The following is a 24,198-nucleotide window of genomic DNA, read 5'->3' as shown; positions in this document are numbered from 1 at the left end:
TAGCACCGGGGCGGCCCGGGGTCCGTGAGTCGGGCCACCTCGCGTTGACCTGAACCTCACTTCAACTTGCAGTATGGCGGCCATGACCGTCCTCTTCTCCGACACCGAGGTGACCGCCGCGCTGGACGCCGCGACAACGGTCGACGCCATGCGGGCCGCCCTGCTGGCCGCGTACGACGGCCGCCTGGTCGCCCCGCCGCGGGCCTCGGCGTCGCTGGGCGGAGGGCGGATGGTGCTGACCGCCGGCCACCTCACCGGCGAGTGGTACGGCTACCGCTCGTACGACACGTTCGGTCATCCCGAGTCGCAGCAGCTCGTCGTCCTGCACGACGGGCGCAGCGGCGCGGTGCGGGCCGTCGCCGTCGGCGAGGAGCTGGGCTCCCGGCGCACCGGCGGCCTGGGCGGGGTGGCGGTCGACGCCCTGGCCCGGCCGGACGCCACGACGCTCGGCGTGATCGGTTCCGGCCGGCAGGCCTGGACGCAGGTGTGGGCGGCCGCCGCGGTGCGACCGCTGCGCGAGGTGACCGTGTACAGCCGCTCGGCCGCCCGGCGGGAGGCGTTCGCGGCGCGGGTCGACGCGGAACTGGGCGTCGTGGCGCGGGCCGTGGACGACCCGGCCGCCGCGGTGACCGGCCGGGACGTGGTGGTGCTCGCCACCACGAGCCCCACCCCGGTGCTCGACGCCGCCCACCTCAGCCCGGGCACGCACGTGAACGCGGTCGGCTTCAAGCAGCGGGACCGCGCCGAGTTCGGGCCGGACCTGCTCGCCGCCGCCGACGTCCTGGCCACCGACTCGCCGGCCCAGGCGTGCGCGTACGCCCCGCCGATGCTCGCCGCCGAGCCCCCGTACGCCGATCGGCTGCGCGACCTCGGCGCGGTCCTCGCCGGCGCCGAGGTCGGCCGCACCGACCCGGAGCAGATCTCGGTCTTCTGCTCGGTCGGCCTCGCGGGCACCGAGGTCTTCCTGCTCGACCGCCTCGTCCGGGTCGGCGCCGCGGCCGTGTGAGCGCGGCCCGCCCCGGGACGTGGCCGCGACCGCGCGTCGCGCCCGGATGTGAGCCGGCCGATGCCGGCGGCCCGCCGTGCGCGGGCGCTCCCGGCCGGCCCGGTACCCTCGGATGGTGTCTGCCACCTCCCGTCCCACCGCTGAGGGCCGCCGCGTCGCCCTGCTGACCCTGGGCTGCGCCCGCAACGAGGTCGACTCGGAGGAACTGGCCGCCCGGCTGCACGCCGACGGCTGGCAGGTCACCACCGACGGCGAGGGCGCCGACGTGGTGGTCGTCAACACCTGCGGCTTCGTGGAGAAGGCCAAGCAGGACTCGATCCAGACGCTGCTCGCCGCCGCCGACACGGGCGCCAAGGTGGTCGCGGCCGGCTGCATGGCCGAGCGGTACGGCCGGGAGCTGGCCGACAGCCTGCCCGAGGCGCAGGCGGTGCTGAGCTTCGACGACTACCCGGACATCGCGGCCCGGCTGGACGCGGTGCTCGCCGGCGAGCAGGTCGCCGCGCACACCCCGCGCGACCGGCGCGAGCTGCTCCCGCTGACCCCGGTCAAGCGCCGCGAGGCGGCCGTGTCGCTCCCCGGCCACGGCACCCCGACCCGCGTCACCGTCGAGACCGACGCGCACACCCCGGCCCACCTGCGCCAGGTGCTCCGCCGCCGGCTCGACAGCGGCCCGGTCGCGTCGCTCAAGCTCGCCAGTGGCTGCGACCGCCGGTGCGCGTTCTGCGCGATCCCCGCGTTCCGCGGGGCGTTCGTGTCGCGTACGCCCGACGAGCTGCTCGCCGAGGCGGAGTGGCTGGCCAAGACCGGTGTCCGGGAGCTGGTGCTGGTCAGCGAGAACTCCACCTCGTACGGCAAGGACCTGGGCGACCCGCGGGCGCTGGAGAAGCTGCTGCCGCAGCTCGCGGCGATCGACGGGATCGTGCGGGTACGGGCGAGCTACCTCCAGCCCGCCGAGACCCGGCCCGGCCTGGTCGAGGCGATCGCCACGACACCCGGCGTCGCCCCCTACTTCGACCTGTCGTTCCAGCACTCCAGCGAGCCGGTGCTGCGCCGGATGCGGCGCTTCGGCTCCACCGACCGGTTCCTCGAACTGCTGGCCGGCGCCCGCGCGCTCGCCCCGGAGGCGGGCGCGCGGAGCAACTTCATCGTCGGCTTCCCCGGCGAGACCCGGGCCGACGTCAGCGAGCTGGTCCGGTTCCTGACCGAGGCGCGCCTCGACGCGATCGGCGTGTTCGACTACAGCGACGAGGACGGCACCGAGGCCGCCGGGCTGCCCGGCAAGGTGTCCGCCGCGACGATCAAGCGCCGGTACGACAAGCTCAGCGCCCTCGCCGACGAACTCTGCACGCAGCGGGCCGAGGAGCGGCTCGGTTCGACGGTCGAGGTGCTCGTGGACTCCGTGGCCGACGGGATCGTCGAGGGTCGGGCGGCGCACCAGGCGCCCGAGGTGGACGGCTCCACCACGCTGGTCGCCCCGGAGGGCGGCGGCGTGGACCTGGCCGCGCTGCGACCCGGTGACCTGGTACGCGCCACGGTGACAGCCACCGAAGGGGTGGATCTGATCGCGGTGCCGGATGAGATGATCTCGGCGGCGCCCGGCGCGGCACGGTGACGGCGGGCCCGGACGGAGCGGGGAGGCCACGCGGTGGGACAGCGGGAACGCCACGGCGGGCCGAGCCGGTGACCGGGGCGACCGAGTCCACGCCGGCCCGGGTGGTCGGTCGTGTGCCGCTGCTCAACGCCGCGAACGCCCTGACCGCGCTGCGGCTGGTGCTCGTACCGGTCTTCGGGGCCACGGTGGTCGTCTCCGCGATGACGCACGCGGGCTGGCGGATGGCCGCCTGCCTGATCTTCGCGGTGGCCTCGGCAACCGACCTGGTCGACGGCTGGATCGCCCGCCGATTCGGGCTGGTCACGTCGGTCGGCAAGGTGGCCGACCCGATCGCCGACAAGGCGCTCACGGGCGCCGCCCTGGTGCTGCTGTCCTGGTACGACCGGCTGCCCTGGTGGGTGACCGCGGCCATCCTCGTCCGCGAGCTGGGCATCACGGGGCTGCGGTTCTGGGTGATCCGGCACGGCGTCATCGCGGCCAGCCGCGGCGGCAAGATCAAGACGGCGCTGCAGATCCTCGCCATCGCCTGGTACCTCTGGCCGATGCCGCCCACGCTCGCCCCGATCGGCCCCTGGATCATGGGCGCCGCCGTCGTGGTGACGGTCGTCACGGGCTTCGACTACGTGGCCCAGGCCCTCCGCCTCCGCCGCCCCAAACCCTGACCCGCCCCGCGGCCCTCGGGGCTCCGTCCCCCCCGACCCTCCCCGCGATCTTGCAGTTTCTGCCCCTGTTTTGTCCCCGACAGGGGCCTTTGCCCGGGCCGAAAGTGCAAGATCGGCGGGGAGAGGGGTCGGGGGCAGGGCGGGGGTGGGGATGGTTGTGGGAGTGGTGGCGGGGAAGGATGGGGGCATGGTGGAGAGCGACGCAAACGGGGAGCGGCCGGTCGGTAGCCCGGCGGCGGGAGTGGTGCACAGCCTGTCCCAGCGGCACGAGACGGTGGCCACCGTCGAGTCGCTCACCGGCGGCCTGCTCGCCGCCAGCATCGTGGAGATCGCCGGCGTGAGCGGCGTCTACCGGGGTGGACTCGTGGTCTACGCCACCGAGTTGAAGGCGGAACTGGCGGGCGTACCCTCCGGGCTGCTGGACGAGCGCGGCCCCGTCGACCCGGACGTCGCCGTGGCGCTCGCCGAGGGCGGCCGGCGTCGGTGCGGGGCCGACTGGGGCCTGGCCACCACCGGTGTGGCCGGGCCGGAGCCGCAGGACGGGAAGCCGGTCGGGCTGGTCTACGTGGCGACCGCCGGGCCGAACGGCACCACCGTGCGGCAGCTCGACCTGGACGGCGGCCGTGACCACATCCGCTCCGCCGCCGTGGTCGAGGCGCTGCGGCTGCTCGCCGAGCGGATCCACGAGGCCGACGCCGCCGACGAGGACGCCGACGCCGCCGACGGCGTCCGCGCCCACGACGCCGGCGCCGACGGCGAGTTGGACGGGGAGGCCCGCCGTGACGCGGGCGACACCGCCGGCGCCGGTGCCGGCCACCGCTGAGGGGCGCCGGAGCGCGGCCGTAACGGATCCGACGGGCGGGGCGGGATGTCGCCGGGGCCGGCAGCGGGTACGGTTGCGGGAAGGCTCCGATGGTCGGGGCGGGCGCGTTCCACCGCGTCCGGCCGGACGGCCGCCGGAGAAGGTACGGCCCTGAGGGGGAGGTGCGATGGTCCTGCTACGCCGAGTGATCGGTGACGCACTACGGGCGCGCCGGCAGGGGCAGCACCGCACCCTGCGCGAGGTCTCCTCCGCGGCCAACGTGAGCCTCGGCTACCTGTCCGAGATCGAGCGCGGCCAGAAGGAGCCCTCCAGCGAGCTGTTGGCCGCGATCTGCGACGCGCTCGGCGCGCGTCTCTCCGAGCTGCTGCGCGAGGTGAGCGACACCGTGGCGCTCGCCGAGCAGATGCCGAACGTGCTGGTCCCGGTGCAGGACGAGCCGGCGGAGCCGGCCACCGTGCCCGCGGCGCCCGCCGCCAAGGCCACCAACCGGGCCGTACGCCAGGTCAGCTCCGACGGCACGGTCGCCGTGTCGGTCCGCCAGGATTCGCCGCTCAAGGCCACCCTGCGCAGCACGCGTGTCCGCTCGGCCGAGCGTGACCGCGACGTGGTCTGCGCGGCCTGACCTCCGCTTCCGCTCCGTGGCCTCCCTCGCCCGGCGCGCGTACGCTTGATCGCGTACGGTGTCGGCCCTCCACTCATCCGGTAAGGGTGCCGGTCTGGCGCCCGGCTGGGACGATGGAGAGGCTGCCGCGCCGGTGGCCCGTCGACCCGTCCGGCACGCGCAGGCGGAGCGACGCGACTGAGGGGATACCGCGGAGATGGCGAACCCGTTCGTCAAGGGGTGGAAGTACCTGATGGCGCTCTTCGGCGCCCGGATCGACGAGCGCGCCGATCCCAAGGTCCAGATCCAGCAGGCCATCGAGGAGGCGCAGCGCCAGCACCAGCAGCTCGTGCAGCAGGCCGCCGCGGTGATCGGCAACCAGCGGCAGCTGGAGATGAAGCTGTCCCGGCAGATGTCGGAGGTGGAGCGCCTCCAGGGCAACGCCCGGCAGGCGCTGGTCCTGGCCGACCAGGCCCGGGCCCGGGGTGACGAGGCCGAGGCCGGCCGGTACGAGCAGACCGCCCAGACCCTGGCCACCCAGCTGGTCTCCGCCGAGCAGGGCGCCGAGGACCTGAAGACCCTGCACGACCAGGCGCTCGGTGCCGCCGCGCAGGCCCGCAAGGCCGTGGAGAACAACTCGATGATCCTCCAGCAGCGGCTCGCCGAGCGCACCCGGCTGCTGAGCCAGCTGGAGCAGGCCAAGATGCAGGAGAGCGTGGCCCGCTCGCTGGAGTCGATGTCGCAGCTGACCGCCCCCGGCACCACCCCCTCGCTGGACGAGGTGCGCGACCGGATCGAGCGCCGCTACGCCAACGCGATGGGTCGTGCCGAACTGGCCGGTAACTCCACCGAGGGACGCATGCTGGAGATCCAGAAGGCGACGCTCGACTCGGCCGGCGCGGCCCGGCTGGAGCAGATCCGGTCCAGCATGGCCGGCGAGCAGCTCGGCGCCCAGCAGCGGCAGGGCGTGGAGCAGCGGCAGGCTGCCGAGCAGCCGAAACCGGCGGCCGCCGACCCGGCCGCCGCGGCCCGGCTCGACCAGATCCGGGCGACCATGGCCCGTGAGCGGGGCACCGGGGACACCACCGCCGCCGGTTGAGCGGCCGGCACGAGGAGGTCAGGGTGGCAGACGAGCGTACGCGGTACTTCCGGAGCCTGGCCCGGCTGCGCCGGTCCGCCCGACGGTGGAGTGTGCTGGCCGGTGGGCTCGGCGGTGCGGCTGCCGTCCTGACCCCGTACGCCGGGCTCGGTCTGCCCGACGCGGCCTGGGCCGGCGCTGCGGGCAGCGCCCTGGCGCTCGCCGCCTGGCGCTGGGTCGACCTGCGGGCGCTGGCCGCGCGGCCCGCCCCACCGGCGCCGGACCCGGCCGAGGCCGCCGCGCGGTCCCGGGCGCGGCTCGTGGCCGCCGTCGAACGGCTGCCCGCCGGCCCGGGTGTGCTGGCCGAGGTGCGCCGGGTCCGCTCCCGGGTGGCGTTGCGCGGCACCAGCGCGGCCGAGCCGTGGGCCCGGCTGGACCGGGCCTCGCTGACCCTCGCCGGGATGACGCAGCGGCTCACCGGGCTGGCCGGACCGGCCGTGCAGGAGGCCACGGACGCGGACCGGTCGCTGCGGGACCTCGCCCATCGGGTGGCGAGCGTGGAACGCGCGATGCGGCTCGCCCCGGCGGAGGCCCGCGCGCCGCTGGCGGACACCCACCGGGTGCTCACCGAGCAGTTGGAGAGCGGTGTCGCCGCGTACGAGCGGCTGGTGGTGGCCGCGGCGGGGTACGTCGCCGAGGACGCGCGGCCCGGCGGCGGCGCCGACCCGGCCGCGTCCCGGCTGACCGAGGCGACCGACCTGCTGCACGGCGTCGCCGCGGCGCTGGCCGAGTTGCGCGGCGTCGGCGACCCGCTGCGCGCCCCGACCCGCTGACCCCGCGGCGGGCCAGGCGCGGCCCGGCCATCCGCGCGCGTCTCACGGCGGGGTGGTGACCGCCACCGGCGCCGTGAAACCGGAGCTGCCCACGACGTTGAACGCGCGGATCCGGTAGTGGTACGTGACGCCGCGCGCCAGCCCGCTGTTGGTGAAGCCCCGGCCCGTGACGGTGAACGTGGCGACCTCCCGGCTGAACGCCGCGTCGACGGCGCGCTGGACGATGAACCCGGCGCCCGGCCCGGCCGCCGGTCCGGCCGACCAGCCCAGGATCACCGTCGCGGTGTCCGGGCCCGGGGCGCTGGCGGTGACGGTCACGCCCGTCGGCGTGAGCGGGGCGGGCGGGGTGGTCACGGTGGCGACCGTCGACCAGGGTGAGGCGGCGCCCAGGTAGGTGGTGCGCACCCGGTAGTAGTACGTGGTGTCCGGTGCGACCGCCGGGTCGAGGTGGGTGCCGCCGACGCCGATCGCCGTGGTGCCCGGGCCGCTGGTGAACGTGGGGTTGGTGGCCCGCTGCACGTCGATGCCGGTCGCGAACGAGCGGTTCGACCAGCGGAGCCCGACGCGCAGCGGCGCCGCCGGCGGGATCGCGGCAGCCAGCCCGGTCGGGGCGCTGAGCTGCACCGACGCCGGGACGCTGTTGGACCAGGCCGAACAGCTGACCGCGTTCTCGGCGCGGATGCGGTAGTGGTACGTGACGCCGGGTGTGACCGTGGCGTCGGTGTACCGGGTCGCGGTGGCCGCCACCGTGATGGCCGTGAGGCCGGCCGTGAAGGCGGCGTCGGTGGCGCGTTGCAGCAGGTGGCTGGTGGCCGGCGGGCGGCCGCCGTTGCCCGTCCAGGTGAGCGTGATGGCCGGCAGGGCGGTGGCCGATCCCGGCGCGGGGGTGGCGGTCAACCCGGTGGGCGCCTTGGGGGAGACCCGCAGCACCAGCGGCCGGCTCATCCCGACGTCGCGGTGACCGGCGAGCTGGCTGTGCCAGCGGTACTCCCAGCCGAGGTTCACGAGCTGGTTCACCACGAGCGCGGGCCGCCCGTCCACCGGGCTGATCGGGGTCGAGCCGGTGCGGGTGCCGGCCGGGCGGGTCGGGTCGAGCAGGCGGACACTGTCGCCGATCTTGAACGGGAGGATCGGGGCGACGGGGCGCAACGCCACGATCACGTCCTCGCGGGGATTGACCCGGACGACCTCCTTCCAACCCAGTTCGCCGCCGTCCGGCGGGCGGATGGTGCCGTCCCAGCCCACCCGGTTGACCACCTGGAGGTCGCACCCGTCCAGGCGGACGGCCTCCGTCTGCCGGCTGTTCCCCACGATCCGCCACACCTGGGTGCCGTCGGCCGGTGCACCGATCGGCACCGCGGGGTCGGCCGCGAACAGGATCTCGGTCGCCGGGTCGGTGGGCCCGAGCGGTAGGGTGGCGGGGGCGAGCGGCCCGGCGTGCGGGTGCGCGACGCCGAGCCGGCCGGCCAGCCGGCCGTACGCGGGTTCGAACACCTGCTGGACGGCCTTCACGGCGATCGGCACGGTGACCGGCACGGCGCCACCCGCCGGTGTGAACGTGACGGTCGTGGCGTGCACCGGCACCACGGTCTCGGCCGGCGTGCGGGTGCCGATCGCCGCGTCGTACGCCGGCTGCGGGACGATCGGCGGGCGCTGGCCGGCCGCGTACGCCAGGGGCAGCCGTTCGCGGAGGCGGGCCACGTCGTACGGCGCGGCCGGCGTGCCCCGGACCCGGAACTGCAGGAGCGTACGGGTGTTCGGGCCGTACCCGGGTCGGGTGCGGGGTGCGCCGCCCTCGGCCGTGCGGTCCGGCGCGTCGGTGTGGTGGTCGTAGCGCGGGTCGAAGCCGGGCAGCGGTGCGGGGCAGTCGTTGTAGAGGATCAGGGTGCTTCCCGGCGGCACCGAGGAGAAGTCCACCACCACGTCGGCCCGCTCGCCGGGCGCGAGCAGCAGGGCGTGCGCGTCCACGTTGAGCACGGTCGGGTCCCGGCGGTCGTACCGGTAGCCGACCGGGCGGCTGCGGATCAGCACGGGCGCGGGCAGCAGCCCGCCGTCGTTGCCGATCTGGATCAGCTCCGGCCCGGCGGCGCGCGGGTCGGGCACGCCGCCGTCGCGCCCGTCGGCCGGCCAGTCCGCCGGCCGGCCGGGGGCCCGCGCCGCGGGCACCATCGGCACCTCCCCGGCTTCGGCTTCGAGCAGGTTGCCCTCGTCGTCCCACATCGGCTCGTCCGAGCAGGCACGGTAGAGCTGGAGGTTGAGGCTGCGGTCCGGGCAGGCGTTGAGGATCCGGAACCGGTACGCGCGCGGCCGCACCTCCAGGTACGGGTACGCGATCCCGTTGACCAGCGGGGTGTCGCCGAACGCCTCGGGGACCGCGCTCGGATGCGGCACGCCCGGGGTCAGCGGCGGTTCCTCGGCGGCGGCCAGCGGGTCGTGGTGCGGGTTCGGCACCGGGCCGGGGCCGGGATGGGGGAGCGCCGCGTTCGGGCCGCTGCCGGCCGGACGGCCGTCGAGGTCGGGCCCCCCGTCGGCCGTACGCGACCAGGGCCCGTAGTCCCAGCGCCCGGTCGGGTTGGTCCCGCCGCCGCGGTACGGGTTCTGCCGGGGCTGGTAGACGTGCGGGTGCCAGAGGCTGCCGCGGGCGCCCCACCGGTCCCGGTCCCACGTCGGATCCTCCCCGGCGAGCTGGGTGTCGTCGGGCACGAACGTCTTGTCCTCGACGACCAGCGGGAGCTCCTCCTCGGGCAGCACCCCGTCGGCCACGAGCTGCTCCTCGACCGGGTCGGTGAGCAGGTACAGCGCGAGCTGCCCGGAGTAGACGGTCAGCCGGGACAGGCCGAGGGTGTTGTCGTGGATCCAGAGGAGCCGGCCGCTCTGCTCGTTCGGGTAGTAGAGCGTGGTGGCGCCCACTCCGGGCGGCGGCATGTCCGGGACGTGGGTGAGGCCCACCCCGGTCGGGTACGGGGTGATCTCGCCGGCCGGCGTGATCCACTGCCAGGGGTTGCCGGCGCTGGTCCAGCCGGTCTGCGCGCCCGCGAGGTGCAGCACCGCCCGGTTCTGCGGGTACGGCGCCGGCCCGTCCAGGGGCCCGATGCCGGCGCCCTCGACGGTCTCGTCGACGGGCAGGAAGAGTTCGCCGGCGCGGCCGGTGGGGAGCTGGTTGATGAACTTGACCCGCACCGGACGGCCGCGCCGGGCCCGGATCAGCGGGCCGAGGTACCAGGGCCGCCCGGGCGGCGCCACGGTGTTGTGCCCGGACGGGTCGGTGCCGAGGTTCAGCTGCCGGTATCCCCGCAGCCGGGTGGCCGGCAGGTCCCGGTGCAGCCGTTGCGCGTACTGCTGCAGGCCGATCTCGTAGTAGTCGCAGCCCGGGTAGGTGATGGTGTCCGGCACGGCGACCGGCAGGTACCCGCCCAGCTCGGTGCGGCCCAGTGGGCCGGGGCGGGGCAGCGGGTCGACGAACTTGCGCAGGCCGGTGCCGGGCTGCACGCGCCCGTCGGCGTCGCACACCGGCAGCGGGCTGCGGGCGAAGTTCGGCACCGGGCCGAAACATCGCGGGACCGCGGCCGGATCGAGGCTGGCCGGCGCCGGTGCGGTCACGTCCTCGGCGGTGCGGGCGGTCGGGACCGCCGTCCGGTCCGCCTCGGCGACCCGGCCGTTGCCGCCGCGCGCCACGCGGTCGGTCCAGGTGGTCCGGAGTCTGCGGAACATCGCCATGGCTCTCCCCGGGGTCGGGGCACGACCGCCGCCACCCCGGCGTGGCGACCCGGTCGGGCCGGCTCTGCTGACGATCGGTGAGCGTCCAACCGCAGCATGCGACGCCGGGGGGTGCGTTAGGAATTACCCAATCGTCCGTATCTGGGCGGCGGTGGGTCGACCGTCGCGGCCGGGCGGCCTCGGACGCCGCCCGGTTCCGCTGTCGCCGGGCGGCCACGACTATCGCCGGGCGGCCACGACGCGAGGGTCAGCCGGCGGGTCGCTCCGGCTGGCAGACCGGGCACCAGTAGGTGACCCGCTCGCCCAGCTCCTCCTTGCGGACGGCCGTACCGCAGCGGCGGCACGGCTGGGCGCGCCGGCCGTACACGTAGGTGGTCTGGCCGCGGTGCAGCGAGCCCGTGCTGCTCTGCGTCCAGCGCCCGCGGTTGGCGGCGAGCAGCCGTTGCGCGAGCGCCACCAGGCCGGGCAGGTCGGGCACCGCGCCGACCGGCGTCCACGGCGACACGCCGCGCAGGAAGAGCACCTCGCACTTGTAGAGGTTGCCGATCCCGGCCAGGTTGCGCTGGTCCAGCAGCGCCTCGGCGATCGTCTCGTCCGGGTGCGCGGCGAGGCGGCGCACCGCCTCGGCCGGGTCCCAGTCCGCGCCCAGCAGGTCGGGGCCGAGGCCGCCGACCAGCGTCTCCTCCTGCTCGGTGGGCACCAGGGCCAGCTCGTGCAGGTGGTAGCCGACGGCCACCGCGCCCGAGCTGCGCAGCACCGCCCGGATCAGGTGCGCGGGCCGGGCGGCCCAGCGTTCGCCCGGGGCGTACGCGCGCCACGCGCCGTCCATCCGCAGGTGCGAGTGGAGCGTCCACCGCCCGGCGGGCGCGTCGCCGCCCCCAGCGACGGCCGATGCGGTGCCGCCGGCGCCGGCCGGTGCGGTGCCGGCGGGCGCCTCCAGCCGGAGCAGCAGGTGCTTGCCGCGCGCGGCCGACTCGCGCACGGTCCAGCCGGCGAGGTCGGCCGTGGCGAGTTGCGGCACTCGGAACTCGCTCGCGGTCAGTGTCGCGCCGGCCAGCGCACGGTGCAGGACGCGGGCCGTGTTCCAGACGGTGTCGCCTTCGGGCATCCTCCCATCCTCCCTCGGTCGAGCCGGATTCGCGTGTGTCGCTATTTGTAGCCCGGTTCCGCTTGATCTCCCGATATGGGCACCATCAGGGAGTTCTGAGGAGATTGCCCATGAAACATGTTCATCGTCGTGTCCGTCCCATCCTGCGCCTCGCGTTGACCGCTACCCTCACCGCCGCCCTCCTGCCCGCCACCGGCCCCGTCGCGGCCGCCGCGGCCACCCCAACCACCGCCGTACCGACCGGTTCCCGCGCCGGTGCTCCGGCCACCGGGGACCGGTGGAGCCTCGACCTGTCCGTCGTCGACGCCGACGACGTCAACGTCCGGCCCACCGGGACCGGGCTCCGGCTGCGTGACGCCCGCTGGGGCGCCGCCCGGTCGCGCGGCCCCCGCTCCGCCCTCGCCGAGGGCATGCTCATCACTGCGCCGCGCACCCTGTCGCGCCCGGCCACCCGGGTCCGGGCCGAGATCGACGCCCGGGTCGTGCCGGGCGCCACGGTGGAGACCCAGGTCCGGGCGTGGCGGGCGAGCGGCTGGAGCGAGTGGCGGCCGGCCACCGCCGTCTTCGACCAGCCCGTCACCCGGGTGCAGGCCCGCGTGGTCCTCACCGCCCGGGACGCGCGGTCGGTCGCCACGGTCCGCGGCGTACGGCTCACCGCCGACTCGCTGGCCGTCACCACCGCCGCCACTCCCGGCCTCACCTACCAGGTCTTCGCCACCCGGATCGGGCTGGTCGGCGAGGTGACCGCCAACGGGCGGACCATCCAGCCACGGGACCACTTCGCGGCGCTGCCGTCGCGGCGCGGGCTCTCCCCGTTGAACAGCGGCGACTACACGGTCCGGGTGTGCACCACCAGTGGCAGCCGCTGCACGTACGCCCCGGTGTGGGACGTCGGGCCGTGGAACACCCGCGACGACTACTGGAACCCGAGCCCCGTCCGGGAGAACTGGAAGGACCTGCCGCAGGGGCGGCCCGAGGCGCAGGCCGCCTACCAGAGCGGCTACAACGGCGGCCGGGACCAGTTCGGCCGTACCGTCCTCAACCCCGCCGGCATCGACCTCGCCGACGGCACGTTCTGGGACGCGCTGCTGCTCACCACGAACGCGTGGGTGGACGTGGCGTACCTGTGGACCGGCTCCGGACCGCGCGGGGTCGTCGGCGACGGGCCGCTGAACATCCGCACCGGCGCGAGCACCACGTACCCGTCGCGCGGGCTCGCCGCCCGCTTCGCCAACGTGCCGATCCAGTGCTACGTGACCGGCCAGACGGTCAGCGGCCCCTTCCGCACCACCAACCGCTGGAACCGCCTGGCCACCGGCCAGTACGTCAGCCACGCGTACATCTCCGCGGTCTACGGCGGCACGGTGTCGGCCTGCTGAGGTCCGGGCGCGGTCCGGGGCACGCGTCCCGGACCGCGCCCGGCCGGACGTGAGGGACCAGCGGTTCCGACCCGGTCGGCGCTCGGTTTCCGTTCAGCCGGTGATCCGGACCGGGTCGCCCGGCGACACGGCGAGCAGGTCCACGGCCCGCCCGCCGTTGACCGCCACCGCGATCCGGCCGGCCGAGTCGGCGTACACCACGAGCCCGCCGGTCGGGGCGTCACCGAACGTCAGCCCGTGCCGGGCCTCCCGGCCGGCGTCCCCGTTCGCCGCCAGCCGGACGGTCGCCGGCAGCCGCTCCAGCAGGTCGGCCGTGGCGGCGAGCTGCACGTTGCCGAAGTGGTCGACGGTCAGCACCTCGGCGGTGACCCCGTCGCCGTCTGCCGACACGAGGGGCGCGGGCAGCCGTACCAGCTGCGCCGGGTCGAACGCGGGACCGGCCTCGGCGAGCGGTGTGTCGAGCGCCAACCGCGCGGCGACCGGCGCGAACACGTCGCGGCCGTGGAACGTGCGGGACACCTGCGGCGCCAGCCAGTCCGGGTTGGTCAGCTCGACCGCGGTCAGGACCCCGCCCAGCGCGTCCGCGGCGTCGCACAGCAACCCGTTGTCCGGGCCGACGAGGATCCCGCCGGGAGTGTCCAGGGCCACGCCCCGGCGCGCGGTGCCGACGCCCGGGTCGACCACCGCGACGTGCACCCCGAACGGCAGGTACGGCACTGTCTGGGCGAGCACGGCCGCGCCGTGGCGCACGTCGGCGGGCGGCACCAGGTGGGTCACGTCGATCACCCGGACCCCCGGCGCGATGCGGGCGATCACCCCGTGGCAGGCGGCCACGAAGCCGTCGGAGAGGCCGTAGTCGGTGGTCAGCGAGATCCAGAGTTTGCCCGGCATGCCTCGCAGGCTATCCGCCGGTGCCGCAGCCCGGCGCCGGTTCGGGGTGGGCGGCGCCCTCGCCACCGGATCGCGGTACGGGAGCCGGCCCGGGCGCGGTGCGCAGTTCCAGGACCAACTCGTCGTGCAGCGGGATGCCGTCCTCGCCCACGAGGGGGATGCCCGGCTTGAGCCGCCGCGCCCGGTCCACCGCGCCCGCGTCCACCGCGACCAGCCGCAGGCCGCGCCGCTGGTAGAAGCGGAGCGCCCGCAGATTGTCGTTCGTCGTGATCAGCCAGAGCCGGGGCAGGCCGGCGTCCCGGGCGAGCGCCGCGGCGGCGTCCAGCAGCGCCCCGCCCACCCCACCGCCGGGTACGGCCGCCACGAGGCTTACCACCTCCAGCCCGCCGCCGTCGACGTGGTGGGCCAGCGCGCCGGCCACGGCGCCGGCACCGTCCACGGCCACCAGCGTCGGCAGCGTACGCAGGTCGTAGCGGGTGTCGTGGGCGACCACGTACGGCCCGCCCCACTCCCGTTCGTGCAGCGCGTCGACCGACGCCCGGTCGCCCGGCCGTGCCGCCCGTACGCTGATCGCGTCCATGTCGTCCTCCCTCGCCGGCCCACCGGCCGCGGCGGGCATGGTACCGGCGTACGGCGGGCCCGACGCGGGAGTTTCGAGGTGCCGGATATGGGACAGCGGCCCTGGCCGGCCAGCCCCTGCCGCCACCCCGTGGCGTTGGGCAGACTGCCCTGGTGACACCTCGGAGCCTCCCCGCCGTCGTGGTCCTCGCCGCCGTCGCGCTCGGCGCCGCCGTCGCCCTCGGCGGGTGCGGGAACGACGAGGGCGAGCACCTCCTGCCCGCCACCTCGCCGCCCGCGACCGGGTCGCCGGTGGCCACGCCGACCGCCGCCGACTCGCCGACGCCCGGCCGTTCCGCCCCGGCGTCCTCCGGTGCTCCACCCGCCGTGTCACCGGCCGGTGACGCCCCCGCCGTCCAGGAACCCACCGAACGGCGTCCGGCCAGCCCGCCGCCGGTGGTGCTGCCGCTCCGCCCCGCCGGGGCTCCCGGCGCGCGGCAGGTGGTCGACGCGTTCCGCGCCGCCGGGCTCGCGGTGCCCAACGCGCGGGACCGGTCCGTCGACTGCGGGCCGGACGGGCTCGGCCTGGGCTGCTCGGAGGTCGTCGCCACCGACGCGGTCACCGTCTACGTGTTCCCCGACGAGACGAGCGCGGGCGACATCGCACAGACCTGGAGCGGGCAGTCGTACCGCCGAGGTGCCGTGGTGCTCAACTACCTGGAGGCACGGACGCCGGCGGCGGCCCGCGCCCGCTACGAGCAGGTCCTCGCCGGGCTGTCGTGACGACGGGCCGGGCCGGCAGCGGTCGGGGTGCGTCGGCCTGACAGGCGTGGGCCGCGTGGCGTGGTGCCTCGGTCGGACAGGCGTGGGCCGGCCGGCGGCGCGGTCGGGGTGCGTCAGCCGCGCAGGCGTAGGCCGCGTGGCGTGGCGCGGAACCCGGCGGCGGTCAGCGCGTCCCGCAGCGGTGAGGCGTGCACGGCCTCGCCGTCGGCACGTTCCACCGAGATGGCGCCCAGCGCTCCGGTGTGGACCGCGTCGGCGAGGGCCTTGCCCGCCGCGGCGAGCGCCTCGGCGTCGTCGGTGAAGGAGAGCACGGTGCGCCCACCGCGCTCCACGTAGAGCACCAGGTCACCGCCGACCAGGACGACCAGGGCGCCCGCCTTGCGGCCGGCCCGGTGTCCGGTCGCCGGGGTGTCCCCGTCGCCGGAGTCGACCGCCCGCTCCGGCCAGGGCAGCGCCGCCCCGTACGGGTTGGCCGGGTCGGTGGCGGCCAGCACCAGCGTCGGCCCGCCCCGCCCCCGGAGGCCGTCGGCCGGCTCGGCGAGGGCCCGGATGCGCTCCACCGCGCCGGGCACCGCGAACTGCGCGGCGCCCAACCCCTCCACGAAGTAGCCGCGGCGGGCCGCCCCGCGTTCCTCCAGGGCCGAGAGCACCGGGTAGACGGCCGCGAAGCCGCCCGTCACCTGCTCCGCGACGACCGCGCCCCGGGTGACCACCCCGTGCCGTTCGAGCAGCACGTCGGCCAGGGCGGCGGCCCGGCGCGTCGGGTCGGTGTCCCGGTCGGGAAGGCGGGACCAGCGCCCGGCCATGGTCGGCGGGCCGCTGCGGGTCGGCATCGCCAGCCGGCCGGGGCGGCGGTAGCGCGTCCGCGGGGCGGACGGCCGGGACCGGTGCGCCCCGCCCGCGCCGAGCACCGTACGCAGCGGGGCGAGCGTGTCGTTGGTGAGGTGACCGGCCCAGACCAGGTCCCACACGGCCGCGGCCAGTGCCGCGTCGTCGGTGGAGCCGACCCGGTCGGAGAGCGAACGGAAGAACAGCGCCTGCCCGTCGGCGAGCGCGTCGAGCACCGCCTCGTGCAGCGGCGTCGGCGTGAGCGCCTCGTCGGGTGGGGGGAGCAGCAGCGGCGCGGTGTCCGCGTACGCCAGGGTGACCCAGCCGTCCCCGCCGGAGATCGCGCCGGAGCCCGCCCAGACCACCTCGCCGCTGGCGCACAGCTCGTCGAGCTGGGCGGGAGAGTAGTCGGCGACCCGGCCGGGCAGCACGAGCCGCTCGAGGGCCGACGCCGGCACCGCCACGCCCTGCAACTGCTCGACGGCCGCGGCGAGCGCCTCCACCCCGCGGGCGGACGAGCCGACCTGCTGCCAGCGCGGCAGGAACGAGGCCAGTGCCCGGGGCGGCACCGGCTCGATCTCCCGCCGCAACGCGGCCAGCGAGCGGCGGCGCAGCAGCCGCAGCACCTCGGCGTCGCACCACTGCGTGCCCACGCTCTCCGGGGTGAACTCGCCGGACACCACCCGGCCGGCGGCGGCGAGGCGGCGCAGCGCCTGCTCCACCACGAACACGCCGAGGCCGAAGCGGGCCGCGCAGGTCGCCGCCGCGAAGGGGCCGTGGGTGCGGGCGTACCGGGCGACGAGATCGCCGAGCGGGTCGGCGACCGGCGCGAGGTACGCCTCGGCGACCCCGACGGGCAGGGCCACGCCGAGCGCGTCACGCAGGCGGGCCGCGTCCTCGATCACCACCCAGCGCTCCTCACTGGCGACGCGTACGCGCAGCACCCGGCGAGCGGCCTCCAGCTCGACGAGCCAGTCGCCCGGCACGCCGCGCTCGGCCAGCTCGGCCGCGGTGAGGTCACCGACCACCCGGAGCAGCTCCACCACGTCCTCGGCGTCGCGCGGGCGGCGCTGCTCGGTGAGCCAACGCAACTGCCGCTCGGTCTCGGTGAGCACCGCCGGGTCCAGCAGCTCCCGGAGGTCGACCCGGCCCAGCAGCTCGCCGAGGAGCGCCGAGTCCAGCGCGAGGGCGGCCGCGCGCCGCTCGGCGAGCGGGGCGTCGCCCTCGTAGAGGAACGCGCCCACGTACCCGAACAGCAGCGACCGGGCGAACGGGGAGGGCTGGGTGGTCTCCACCTCGACGAGACGGACCCGGCGGGCGGCCAGGTCGCGCATCAGCTCGGCCAGCGCCGGCTGGTCGAAGACGTCCTGCAGGCACTCCCGGGCCGCCTCCAGGGTGACGGGGAAGTCGGCGTACTCCCGGGCGACGTCGAGCAGCTGCGCGGCGCGCTGGCGTTGCTGCCAGAGCGGCTGCCGGCGGCGCGGGTCGCGGCGGGGCAGCAGCAGCGAACGGGCCGCGCACTCGCGGAACCGGGCCGCGAACAGCGCGGACGTGCCGACCGACTCCTCCACGAGCTGGGCGATCTCGTCGGGTTCGAACGCGACCACGTCGGCGCCGGGCGGCTCGTCGGCGGTGTCCGGAAGGCGTACGACGATGCCGTCGTCCGACGGCATCACCTGCGCGTCCACGCCGTAGCGTTCGGCCAGCCGGCGCGCGATGGCCAGTGCCCACGGCGCGTTCACGCGGGCACCGAGCACGCTGTGCACCGCGAGCCGCCAGTCACCCAGCTCGTCGCGGAACCGCTCGACCACAATCGTGCGGTCGTCCGGCAGGGACCGGGTGGCGGTGCGCTGCTCGCGCAGGTACGCCATAAGGTTGCCGGCCGCCCAGTCGTCCAGCCCGCCGGAGCGCAGCGCGGCGATGGCCGCCTCGTCGTCCAACCGCAGCAGCGAGCGGACCCGCGACCCGATGGCCCGACCCAGCTCGACCGGCCGGCCCGGCGTGTCGCCCTTCCAGAAGGGCATCCGGGCCGCCTGCCCGGGCGCCGGCGAGACGAGCACCCGGTCGGGCGTGATCTCCTCGATCCGCCAGGAGGAGGAGCCGAGCAGGAAGACGTCGCCCACCCGCGACTCGTAGACCATCTCCTCGTCCAGCTCGCCGACCCGGGCGGCGCGCTCGGCGCCGGCCAGGAAGACACCGAAGAGGCCCCGGTCGGGAATGGTGCCGCCGCTGGTCACCGCGAGGCGCTGCGCGCCGGGCCGGCCGGTGAGCAGGTCGGTGGCCCGGTCCCAGACCAGCCGGGGACGCAGCTCGGCGAACGCGGTCGACGGGTAGCGGCCGGAGAGCATGTCGAGCACCGCGTGCAGCGCGGAGTCGGGCAGCTCGGCGAAGGGCGCCGCGCGGCGGACCACGGCCGCGAGGTCGCCGACCCGCCAGGGCTCCAGCGCCACCATCGCGACGATCTGCTGGGCCAGCACGTCGAGCGGGTTACGCGGGACGTGCAGCTCCTCGATGGCGCCCTCGGTCATCCGCTCGGCGACCACCGCGCAGGAGAGCAGGTCGCCCCGGTGCTTCGGGAAGACCACACCCCGGGAGACCGCGCCCACCTGGTGCCCGGCCCGGCCGACCCGTTGCAGCCCGGCGGCCACGCTGGGCGGTGCCTCGATCTGCACCACCAGGTCGACCGCGCCCATGTCGATGCCCAGCTCCAGGCTGGACGTGGCCACGACGGCGGGCAGCTGCCCCGACTTGAGCGCCTCCTCGATGTGCTTGCGCTCCTCGCGGGAGACGCTGCCGTGGTGCGCCCGCGCGATCACGGGTGGCGCGCCGGTGGCCGCCCCGGACTGGGCCATCACCTCGGCCGGCTGCCGTGGCGCCCGCAGCGGGCCCAGCGGCCCGGCGAAGCCGCCCCCGCCACCACCCGTGGCCGTACGCCGAGCGCCGCCGCCGTCCGTGGCCGAGCCTGTGTTGTCCGTGGCCGCGCCTGTGCCGTCGGCCAGCTCCTCGGCGGCCAGTTCGTTGAGCCGCGCGCAGAGCCGCTCGGCGCTGCGCCGGGAGTTGGTGAAGACGATGGTCGAGCGATGCGCTCGGATCAGGGCGTGGACGCGCTCCTCGACGGCTGGCCAGATCGAGGCGCGGCGCGGCCCCGGGCCGCCCAGGTCGTCCTCGACGGGCTCCTCCTGCTCGTCGAGCCGCGTCATGTCCTCCACCGGGACCTGGACGGCGACCTCGATGGTCTTCGGGGTGGCCGGCTGGACCACGTCGACCGGCCGGGCGCCGCCGAGGAACCGGGCGCAGCCGTCGATCGGCCGGACCGTCGCGGAGAGGCCGATCCGCTGGGCCGGGGCGGGCAGCAGCTCGTCCAGGCGCTCCAGGGAGAGGGCCAGGTGCGCGCCGCGCTTGCTGCCGGCCACCGCGTGCACCTCGTCGACGATGACCGTCTCGACCCCGCGCAGCGAGTCGCGCGCGGCGGAGGTGAGCAGCAGGAAAAGCGACTCGGGCGTGGTGATGAGGATGTCCGGCGGGGTGCGGGCGAAGGCCCGCCGCTCGTCGGCCGGCGTGTCGCCGGTGCGCATTCCCACGGTGATCTCGGGCGGCGCGACGCCGAGCCGGGTGGCGGCCTGCCGGATGCCGGTGAGCGGGGCGCGCAGGTTGCGTTCGACGTCGACGGCGAGCGCCTTGAGCGGGCTCACGTAGAGCACCCGGCACCGCTGCCGGGCGTCGGCGGGGGCGGGCTCGCGGGCCAGCCGGTCCAGTGACCAGAGGAAGGCGGCGAGCGTCTTTCCGGAGCCCGTGGGCGCCACCACGAGCGCGTTCCGGCCGGCCGACACCGCGGCCCAGGCGCCGGCCTGAGCGGCCGTGGGCGCGGCGAAGGCGGCGTTGAACCACTCCCGGGTGGCCGGGCCGAACCCGGCCAGCACCTCGCTGCCACCCCCGTTGCCGCCCTCGGGGCCGGCCGTCACATCCGCCACCCGTCCATCCTGCCGCGCCGGTGCGACAACCCCCACCGCGCGGCGGCCGATTATGTCCGGCTGCGCCGTTCACATGCGCAATGCGACGCTTGAGGCATTAAGTCTCACTTAACTGCTTGCTTGTGACGCACAACATAAAGTAACTTCACTCGCGACAAGGATCGGGTGGAGGGGATCGGATGGCCGTCGAGCAGCGGAGCGTCGAGCCCGGCACCGACGTGCTGATCCGCAAGGTCGACAGTCATCTCGCCGCGGTCCGCGTCGGTCTCCAGGGCCCGGACCTCGAACTCGCCGAGCGGCTCGCCCGCTGCCTCCGCGAACTCGTGATCTCCACCGCGCACGCGAGCGCCGCCGACCGTGGGCAGGTCCGCGCCGCGGTGCACTATTTCGTGCTCCGGCGGGAGAGCCGCGGGCGGCTGCTGTCGGTGCGCTCGCTGGCCGCCGCCGAACGCGTGGTGCAGCGCGTCGCCCGCCAGCTGGGCCGCGCCGACCTGCTGGCCGACACGGCGTCGACGCCGCCGGTGTCGACGAGGCCGATGCCGCCGTCCACGCGCCCGGACCGCGCCGCCACCGACCTGCTCAAAGCGGACCTGCTCACCGCCGACCCCGGTCCCGCCCCCCGCTGACGCGGGCGGCGCGCCGACCTCTCCGGTCGATCATGCAGTTGTGGTGCCCGGCCTGACCTCGTTCATGGCTTTTATCCGCCACCACAACTGCATGATCGGCGCCGGTGGGGGCTTCGGGCGGCGCCCGGCGCCCGTGGAGGGCTCGGGCGGCGTCGGGCGGGGCCTCGGGCCGGGCGGGGCCCCGGGTCTGGCGGGCGGGGTGGCGTGCGGCGTGTGTGCGGAGCTGGCGGAGCGGACAGTGTGGGGGATTTCGGGGAAATACGCCCGCGGAGCCCGGAACTGGCGTCTGATCGCACCTAGGCGCCGACCCGCCGGAAGCGCCCACCGCTGCCACCGAGACCGGGAGTGCGGGTGCTCGTACTGCTGATCCTCCACCTCGTGGCGGCACTCCTCGCGCCACTGTTCGTCCGGTGGTGGGGTCCGCGAGCCTGTTTCGCCCTCGCTCTCGCCCCGACCGCCGCCTTCGGCTGGGCGTTGGCGCACACCGCCACGGTCCGTCACGGTGGCGCGGTCGTCGAGACGTACCCGTGGATCGGGCAGCTCGGCCTCGACCTCGTGTTCCGGCTCGGCACGCTGTCCTGGCTCATGACCCTGCTGGTCGGCGCCGTCGGCGCCCTCGTGCTGGTCTACTGCGCCCGCTACTTCAGCCCGGGCTCGATCGGGCTGGCCCGCTTCGCCACCGTGCTGGTCGCGTTCGCCGGGGCGATGCTCTGCGTCGTCCTCGCCGACGACCTGCTGCTGCTCTACGTCGGCTGGGAGCTGACCACGGTCTTCTCGTACCTGCTGATCGGCCACAGCACCGAGCGGCGGTCCAGCCGGTGGGCGGCGGCCCAGGCGTTGACCGTCACCACCATGGGCGGGCTCGCCATGCTGGTCGGCTTCATCCTGCTCGGCGAGCACGCCGGCACGTACCGGTGGTCGGAGATCGCGGCCCGCCCGCTGGACGGCGGTGGCCACCTGGTGGCCGCGGTGCTGCTCATCCTGATCGGGGCGCTGTCCAAGTCGGCCGTGCTGCCATTCAGCTCCTGGCTGCCGGTGGCCATGGCGGCCCCCACGCCGGTCAGCGCGTACCTGCACGCGGCGGCCATGGTGAAGGCCGGCGTCTACCTGATCGGCCTCCTCGCGCCGGCGCTCGCCACGGTCGGGCCGTGGCGGCCCGTGGTGCTGGTCGCGGGCCTGGCCACGATGATCGTCGGAGGGTGGGCCGCGCTGCGGCAGACCGACCTGAAGCTGCTGCTGGCGTACGGGACGGTGAGCCAGCTCGGCCTGCTCGTGGTGCTGACCGGGACGGGCACCCCGGACGCCGCGCTCGCCGGCGTGGCGATGTTGCTCGCGCACGCCCTGTTCAAGGCGGCGCTGTTCCTGGTCGTCGGTGTGATCGACCACGGCGCCGGCACCCGCGACCTGCGCGAACTGTCCGGGCTACGGCACGGCGCCACCCCGCTGGTCGTCGTGGCGGTGCTGGCGGCCGCCTCCATGGCCGGCGTGCCGCCGCTGGTGGGCTTCGTGGCGAAGGAGGCGGTGTTCGCGGCGTACCTCGACCGGCCGGTCGTCCTCGCCGGGCTGGTCGCCGGCACTGTCCTCACGGTGGCCTACAGCGCGCGGTTCCTGTGGGGGGCCTTCGCCGACCGGCCGGACGTGGCGCCCGCCCGCCTCGGCCACGTCGCCGCGCCGCTGCTGGCTCCGCCGGCGCTGCTGGCCGCGGCCGGGCTGGCCGGCGGCCCGCTCGCCGGAGGGCTGGACGTCGTGCTCCGCCCGTACGCCGAACTGTTCGGCACGGTCCACGCGCACCTGGCGCTGTGGCCCGGACCGACCCCGGCGCTCGGCCTCTCCGCCCTCGTCCTGGTTGGCGGCGGGGTGCTCTTCGCGCTCCGCGGCCCGCTCGCCCCGGCGCTGGCGCGGCTGCGTGCACCGGTCGGCGGCAACGCGGGGTACGAGTGGGTCATCCACCGCTTCGACCGGTTCGCCGTCGAGGTCACCGGCGCCACGCAGCGGGGCTCCCTCCCGCAGTACCTCGGGACGATCCTCGTCGTGCTCGTCCTGCTGCCCGGCGGCGCGATGCTCGCGGCGCGCCCCTGGCAGGACCGGCCCGTCGCGTGGGACAACCCGTTGCAGCTGGTCGTGGCCGTGGTGCTCGCCGTGGCGGCGGTGCTCGCGGTGGGCACCAGGCGGCGGTTGACCGCCATGCTGCTGGTCGGCGTCACCGGCTACGGCTCCGCCATGATGTTCGTGCTCCACGGCGCGCCGGACCTGGCGCTGACCCAGTTTCTCGTCGAGACCGCGACCATCGCGATCTTCGTCCTGGTGCTGCGCCGCCTGCCGGAACGGTTCTCGGCCCGGCCGTTTCGGCGCAGCCGGTGGCTGCGCCGGGGGATCGGCGTGGCGGTCGGGGTGGTGGCCGCCGGTCTCGCGCTGGTGGCCGCCGGTGCCCGCCGCGCGCCGACCATCTCGGACGCGTTCCCGGCCCTTGCGGTGAGCGAGGGGCACGGACGCAACGTGGTCAACGTGACCCTGGTGGACATCCGCGCCTGGGACACGATGGGCGAGATGGCCGTGCTCGTGGTGGCGGCCACCGGCGTGGCCAGCCTCATCTTCCAGCGCTCCCGCACCGGGCCCCGGCCTCGGCGACAGGAGCGCGGCACCCGTGCCCAGCGGCCCGACCGGCCGGTGTGGCTGCGCGGCGGCGCCCGGCTGCACGAGCGGCGGCGCTCGATCGTGCTGGAGGTGATCACCCGGCTTATCTTCCACACCGTCGTGCTCTTCTCCCTGTTCCTGCTGTTCTCCGGCCACAACGCCCCGGGCGGCGGCTTCTCCGGCGGCCTGGTGGCGAGCCTCGCGCTGGTCGTCCGTTACCTGGCCGGCGGCCGGTGGGAGCTGGCGGAGTCGGCGCCCGTCGGGGCCGGCACGGTGCTGGGCGCCGGGCTGGCCGTCTCGGTCGGCACCGGGGCGGTCGCGCTGCTGGCCGGCGGATCCGCGCTGCAGAGCGCCAAGATCAGCCTGTACCTGCCGGCGATCGGCGACTTCTACGTCGTCACGTCCCTCTTCTTCGACGTCGGCGTGTACCTCGTGGTGGTCGGGCTCATGCTCGACATCCTGCGAAGCCTGGGCGCCGAGGTCGACCGGCACATCGAGGCGGCCGCGCCGGGCGCCGGGGGACCGGCCGTCGAGCGGGGCGAGGTCCGATGACCGCGAGCGGAGTGCCGGTGGGCCGTGCGGGCGGGGGTGACGCACCGTGAGCGCGAACGGTACGGGTCCGAGTCTGGTGCTGGTCCTCGCGGTCGGCGTGCTCGTGGGCTGCGGCGTGACGCTGCTGCTGGAGCGGAGCCTGACCCGGATCCTGCTCGGCATCATCCTGCTCGGCAACGGCGTCAACCTGCTCATCCTGCTGGGCGGCCGGCCCGGCGCTCCCCCGGTGGTCGGCCTCAGCCCGACCGACCGGATGAGCGACGCCGTGCCACAGGCCATGGTCCTCACCTCGATCGTGATCACCTTCGGGCTGACCGCGTTCCTTCTCGCGGTGGGCTACCGCAGCTGGTACCTCACCGGCGACGACGAGGTGCCGGACGACCTGGAGGACCGGCAGATCGTCCGCCGGGCCGAGCGCGACGAGGTGGCGACCAGCGACCGCGGCGGCGAGGGGGCGAACGGCGACCCCGAGCAGGTCGACCCGGAGCCGGCGCGGCGGCGGTTGCGGCGCGGGGACGGTGCCGGGTGACGGCGTA

The 24,198-nt window shown here is 75.9% G+C and carries 15 protein-coding genes and 2 pseudogenes; 12 read left to right on the top strand and 5 right to left on the bottom strand.

The genetic code is table 11. The features are described from left to right. The first annotated feature begins 82 nt into the window (after window positions 1–82). From D7193_RS04420 to pspM, 7 genes and pseudogenes are all read left to right on the top strand, one after another. Window positions 83–1,006: an ornithine cyclodeaminase family protein gene (locus D7193_RS04420; RefSeq protein WP_120779259.1), complete on the top strand. Its 924-nt coding sequence runs from the start codon at window positions 83–85 to the stop codon at window positions 1,004–1,006. A gap of 112 nt (window positions 1,007–1,118) precedes the next feature. Further along, window positions 1,119–2,618 carry a 30S ribosomal protein S12 methylthiotransferase RimO gene (gene rimO / locus D7193_RS04415; protein ID WP_120778046.1) on the top strand — a complete coding sequence of 500 codons (1,500 nt, stop codon included), beginning with the start codon at window positions 1,119–1,121 and terminating at the stop codon, window positions 2,616–2,618. Between the two features lie 68 nt (window positions 2,619–2,686). After that, complete coding sequence (gene pgsA / locus D7193_RS04410; RefSeq protein ID WP_120778045.1) at window positions 2,687–3,280, top strand: CDP-diacylglycerol--glycerol-3-phosphate 3-phosphatidyltransferase; 594 nt, start codon at window positions 2,687–2,689, stop codon at window positions 3,278–3,280. 187 nt (window positions 3,281–3,467) lie between these two features. Beyond that, window positions 3,468–3,980, top strand: a pseudogene (locus D7193_RS04405) (CinA family protein); the annotation flags it as partial. A 289-nt stretch (window positions 3,981–4,269) separates the two neighbouring features. Beyond that, window positions 4,270–4,725: a helix-turn-helix domain-containing protein gene (locus D7193_RS04400; RefSeq protein WP_120778044.1), complete on the top strand. Its 456-nt coding sequence runs from the start codon at window positions 4,270–4,272 to the stop codon at window positions 4,723–4,725. A 196-nt stretch (window positions 4,726–4,921) separates the two neighbouring features. After that, on the top strand, window positions 4,922–5,803 hold the full coding sequence (locus tag D7193_RS04395; protein WP_120778043.1) for a PspA/IM30 family protein: 882 nt from the start codon (window positions 4,922–4,924) through the stop codon (window positions 5,801–5,803). A gap of 23 nt (window positions 5,804–5,826) precedes the next feature. Next, window positions 5,827–6,615 (top strand): phage shock envelope stress response protein PspM, encoded by a 789-nt coding sequence (gene pspM / locus D7193_RS04390; protein WP_120778042.1) that lies wholly within the window; start codon window positions 5,827–5,829, stop codon window positions 6,613–6,615. A 42-nt stretch (window positions 6,616–6,657) separates the two neighbouring features. Here the strand turns inward: pspM and D7193_RS04385 are convergent, their stop codons facing one another. Beyond that, the gene (locus D7193_RS04385) at window positions 6,658–10,332 is read right to left on the bottom strand and encodes a hypothetical protein (RefSeq protein WP_120778041.1); all 3,675 of its coding nucleotides are present in this window, start codon (window positions 10,330–10,332) and stop codon (window positions 6,658–6,660) included. Window positions 10,333–10,579: 247 nt separating this feature from the next. Next, window positions 10,580–11,440: a DNA-formamidopyrimidine glycosylase family protein gene (locus D7193_RS04380; RefSeq protein ID WP_120778040.1), complete on the bottom strand. Its 861-nt coding sequence runs from the start codon at window positions 11,438–11,440 to the stop codon at window positions 10,580–10,582. Between the two features lie 110 nt (window positions 11,441–11,550). On the opposite strand from D7193_RS04380, the gene D7193_RS04375 reads away from it, so the two are divergent. Beyond that, window positions 11,551–12,819 carry a hypothetical protein gene (locus D7193_RS04375; protein ID WP_120778039.1) on the top strand — a complete coding sequence of 423 codons (1,269 nt, stop codon included), beginning with the start codon at window positions 11,551–11,553 and terminating at the stop codon, window positions 12,817–12,819. 93 nt (window positions 12,820–12,912) lie between these two features. Here the strand turns inward: D7193_RS04375 and D7193_RS04370 are convergent, their stop codons facing one another. Both D7193_RS04370 and D7193_RS04365 read right to left on the bottom strand, forming a co-directional pair. Beyond that, window positions 12,913–13,710, bottom strand: coding sequence for an SAM hydrolase/SAM-dependent halogenase family protein (locus D7193_RS04370; RefSeq protein ID WP_120778038.1), 798 nt, complete (start codon window positions 13,708–13,710; stop codon window positions 12,913–12,915). 10 nt (window positions 13,711–13,720) lie between these two features. Next, window positions 13,721–14,290 (bottom strand): GNAT family N-acetyltransferase, encoded by a 570-nt coding sequence (locus D7193_RS04365; RefSeq protein WP_120778037.1) that lies wholly within the window; start codon window positions 14,288–14,290, stop codon window positions 13,721–13,723. 152 nt (window positions 14,291–14,442) lie between these two features. Here D7193_RS04365 and D7193_RS04360 point away from each other — a divergent pair, with 152 nt between their 5' ends. Then, window positions 14,443–15,051, top strand: coding sequence for a hypothetical protein (locus D7193_RS04360; protein WP_147434327.1), 609 nt, complete (start codon window positions 14,443–14,445; stop codon window positions 15,049–15,051). Between the two features lie 113 nt (window positions 15,052–15,164). Here D7193_RS04360 and D7193_RS04355 read toward each other — a convergent pair whose 3' ends face one another. After that, window positions 15,165–19,850 (bottom strand): ATP-dependent helicase, encoded by a 4,686-nt coding sequence (locus tag D7193_RS04355; protein ID WP_377456402.1) that lies wholly within the window; start codon window positions 19,848–19,850, stop codon window positions 15,165–15,167. Window positions 19,851–20,029: 179 nt separating this feature from the next. On the opposite strand from D7193_RS04355, the pseudogene D7193_RS04350 reads away from it, so the two are divergent. From D7193_RS04350 to D7193_RS04340, 3 genes and pseudogenes are all read left to right on the top strand, one after another. After that, window positions 20,030–20,353, top strand: a pseudogene (locus D7193_RS04350) (hypothetical protein); the annotation flags it as partial. A gap of 474 nt (window positions 20,354–20,827) precedes the next feature. Further along, window positions 20,828–23,662: a Na+/H+ antiporter subunit A gene (locus D7193_RS04345; RefSeq protein WP_120779256.1), complete on the top strand. Its 2,835-nt coding sequence runs from the start codon at window positions 20,828–20,830 to the stop codon at window positions 23,660–23,662. Between the two features lie 46 nt (window positions 23,663–23,708). Then, complete coding sequence (locus D7193_RS04340) at window positions 23,709–24,191, top strand: Na(+)/H(+) antiporter subunit C (protein WP_120778035.1); 483 nt, start codon at window positions 23,709–23,711, stop codon at window positions 24,189–24,191. The last annotated feature ends 7 nt before the right edge of the window (window positions 24,192–24,198 follow it).

The organism is Micromonospora costi (assembly GCF_003626655.1).
GTDB lineage: Bacteria > Actinomycetota > Actinomycetes > Mycobacteriales > Micromonosporaceae > Micromonospora > Micromonospora costi.
This window is presented reverse-complemented; position numbering and strand designations above follow the sequence as displayed.

Coding starts and splice junctions, on each gene's coding strand:
- D7193_RS04420 (WP_120779259.1), top strand. CDS start 83: ATGACCGTCCTCTTCTCCGACACCGAGGTGACCGCCGCGCTGGACGCC.
- rimO (WP_120778046.1), top strand. CDS start 1,119: ATGGTGTCTGCCACCTCCCGTCCCACCGCTGAGGGCCGCCGCGTCGCC.
- D7193_RS04400 (WP_120778044.1), top strand. CDS start 4,270: ATGGTCCTGCTACGCCGAGTGATCGGTGACGCACTACGGGCGCGCCGG.
- D7193_RS04395 (WP_120778043.1), top strand. CDS start 4,922: ATGGCGAACCCGTTCGTCAAGGGGTGGAAGTACCTGATGGCGCTCTTC.
- D7193_RS04385 (WP_120778041.1), bottom strand. CDS start 10,332: ATGGCGATGTTCCGCAGACTCCGGACCACCTGGACCGACCGCGTGGCG.
- D7193_RS04380 (WP_120778040.1), bottom strand. CDS start 11,440: ATGCCCGAAGGCGACACCGTCTGGAACACGGCCCGCGTCCTGCACCGT.
- D7193_RS04375 (WP_120778039.1), top strand. CDS start 11,551: ATGAAACATGTTCATCGTCGTGTCCGTCCCATCCTGCGCCTCGCGTTG.
- D7193_RS04370 (WP_120778038.1), bottom strand. CDS start 13,710: ATGCCGGGCAAACTCTGGATCTCGCTGACCACCGACTACGGCCTCTCC.
- D7193_RS04365 (WP_120778037.1), bottom strand. CDS start 14,290: ATGGACGCGATCAGCGTACGGGCGGCACGGCCGGGCGACCGGGCGTCG.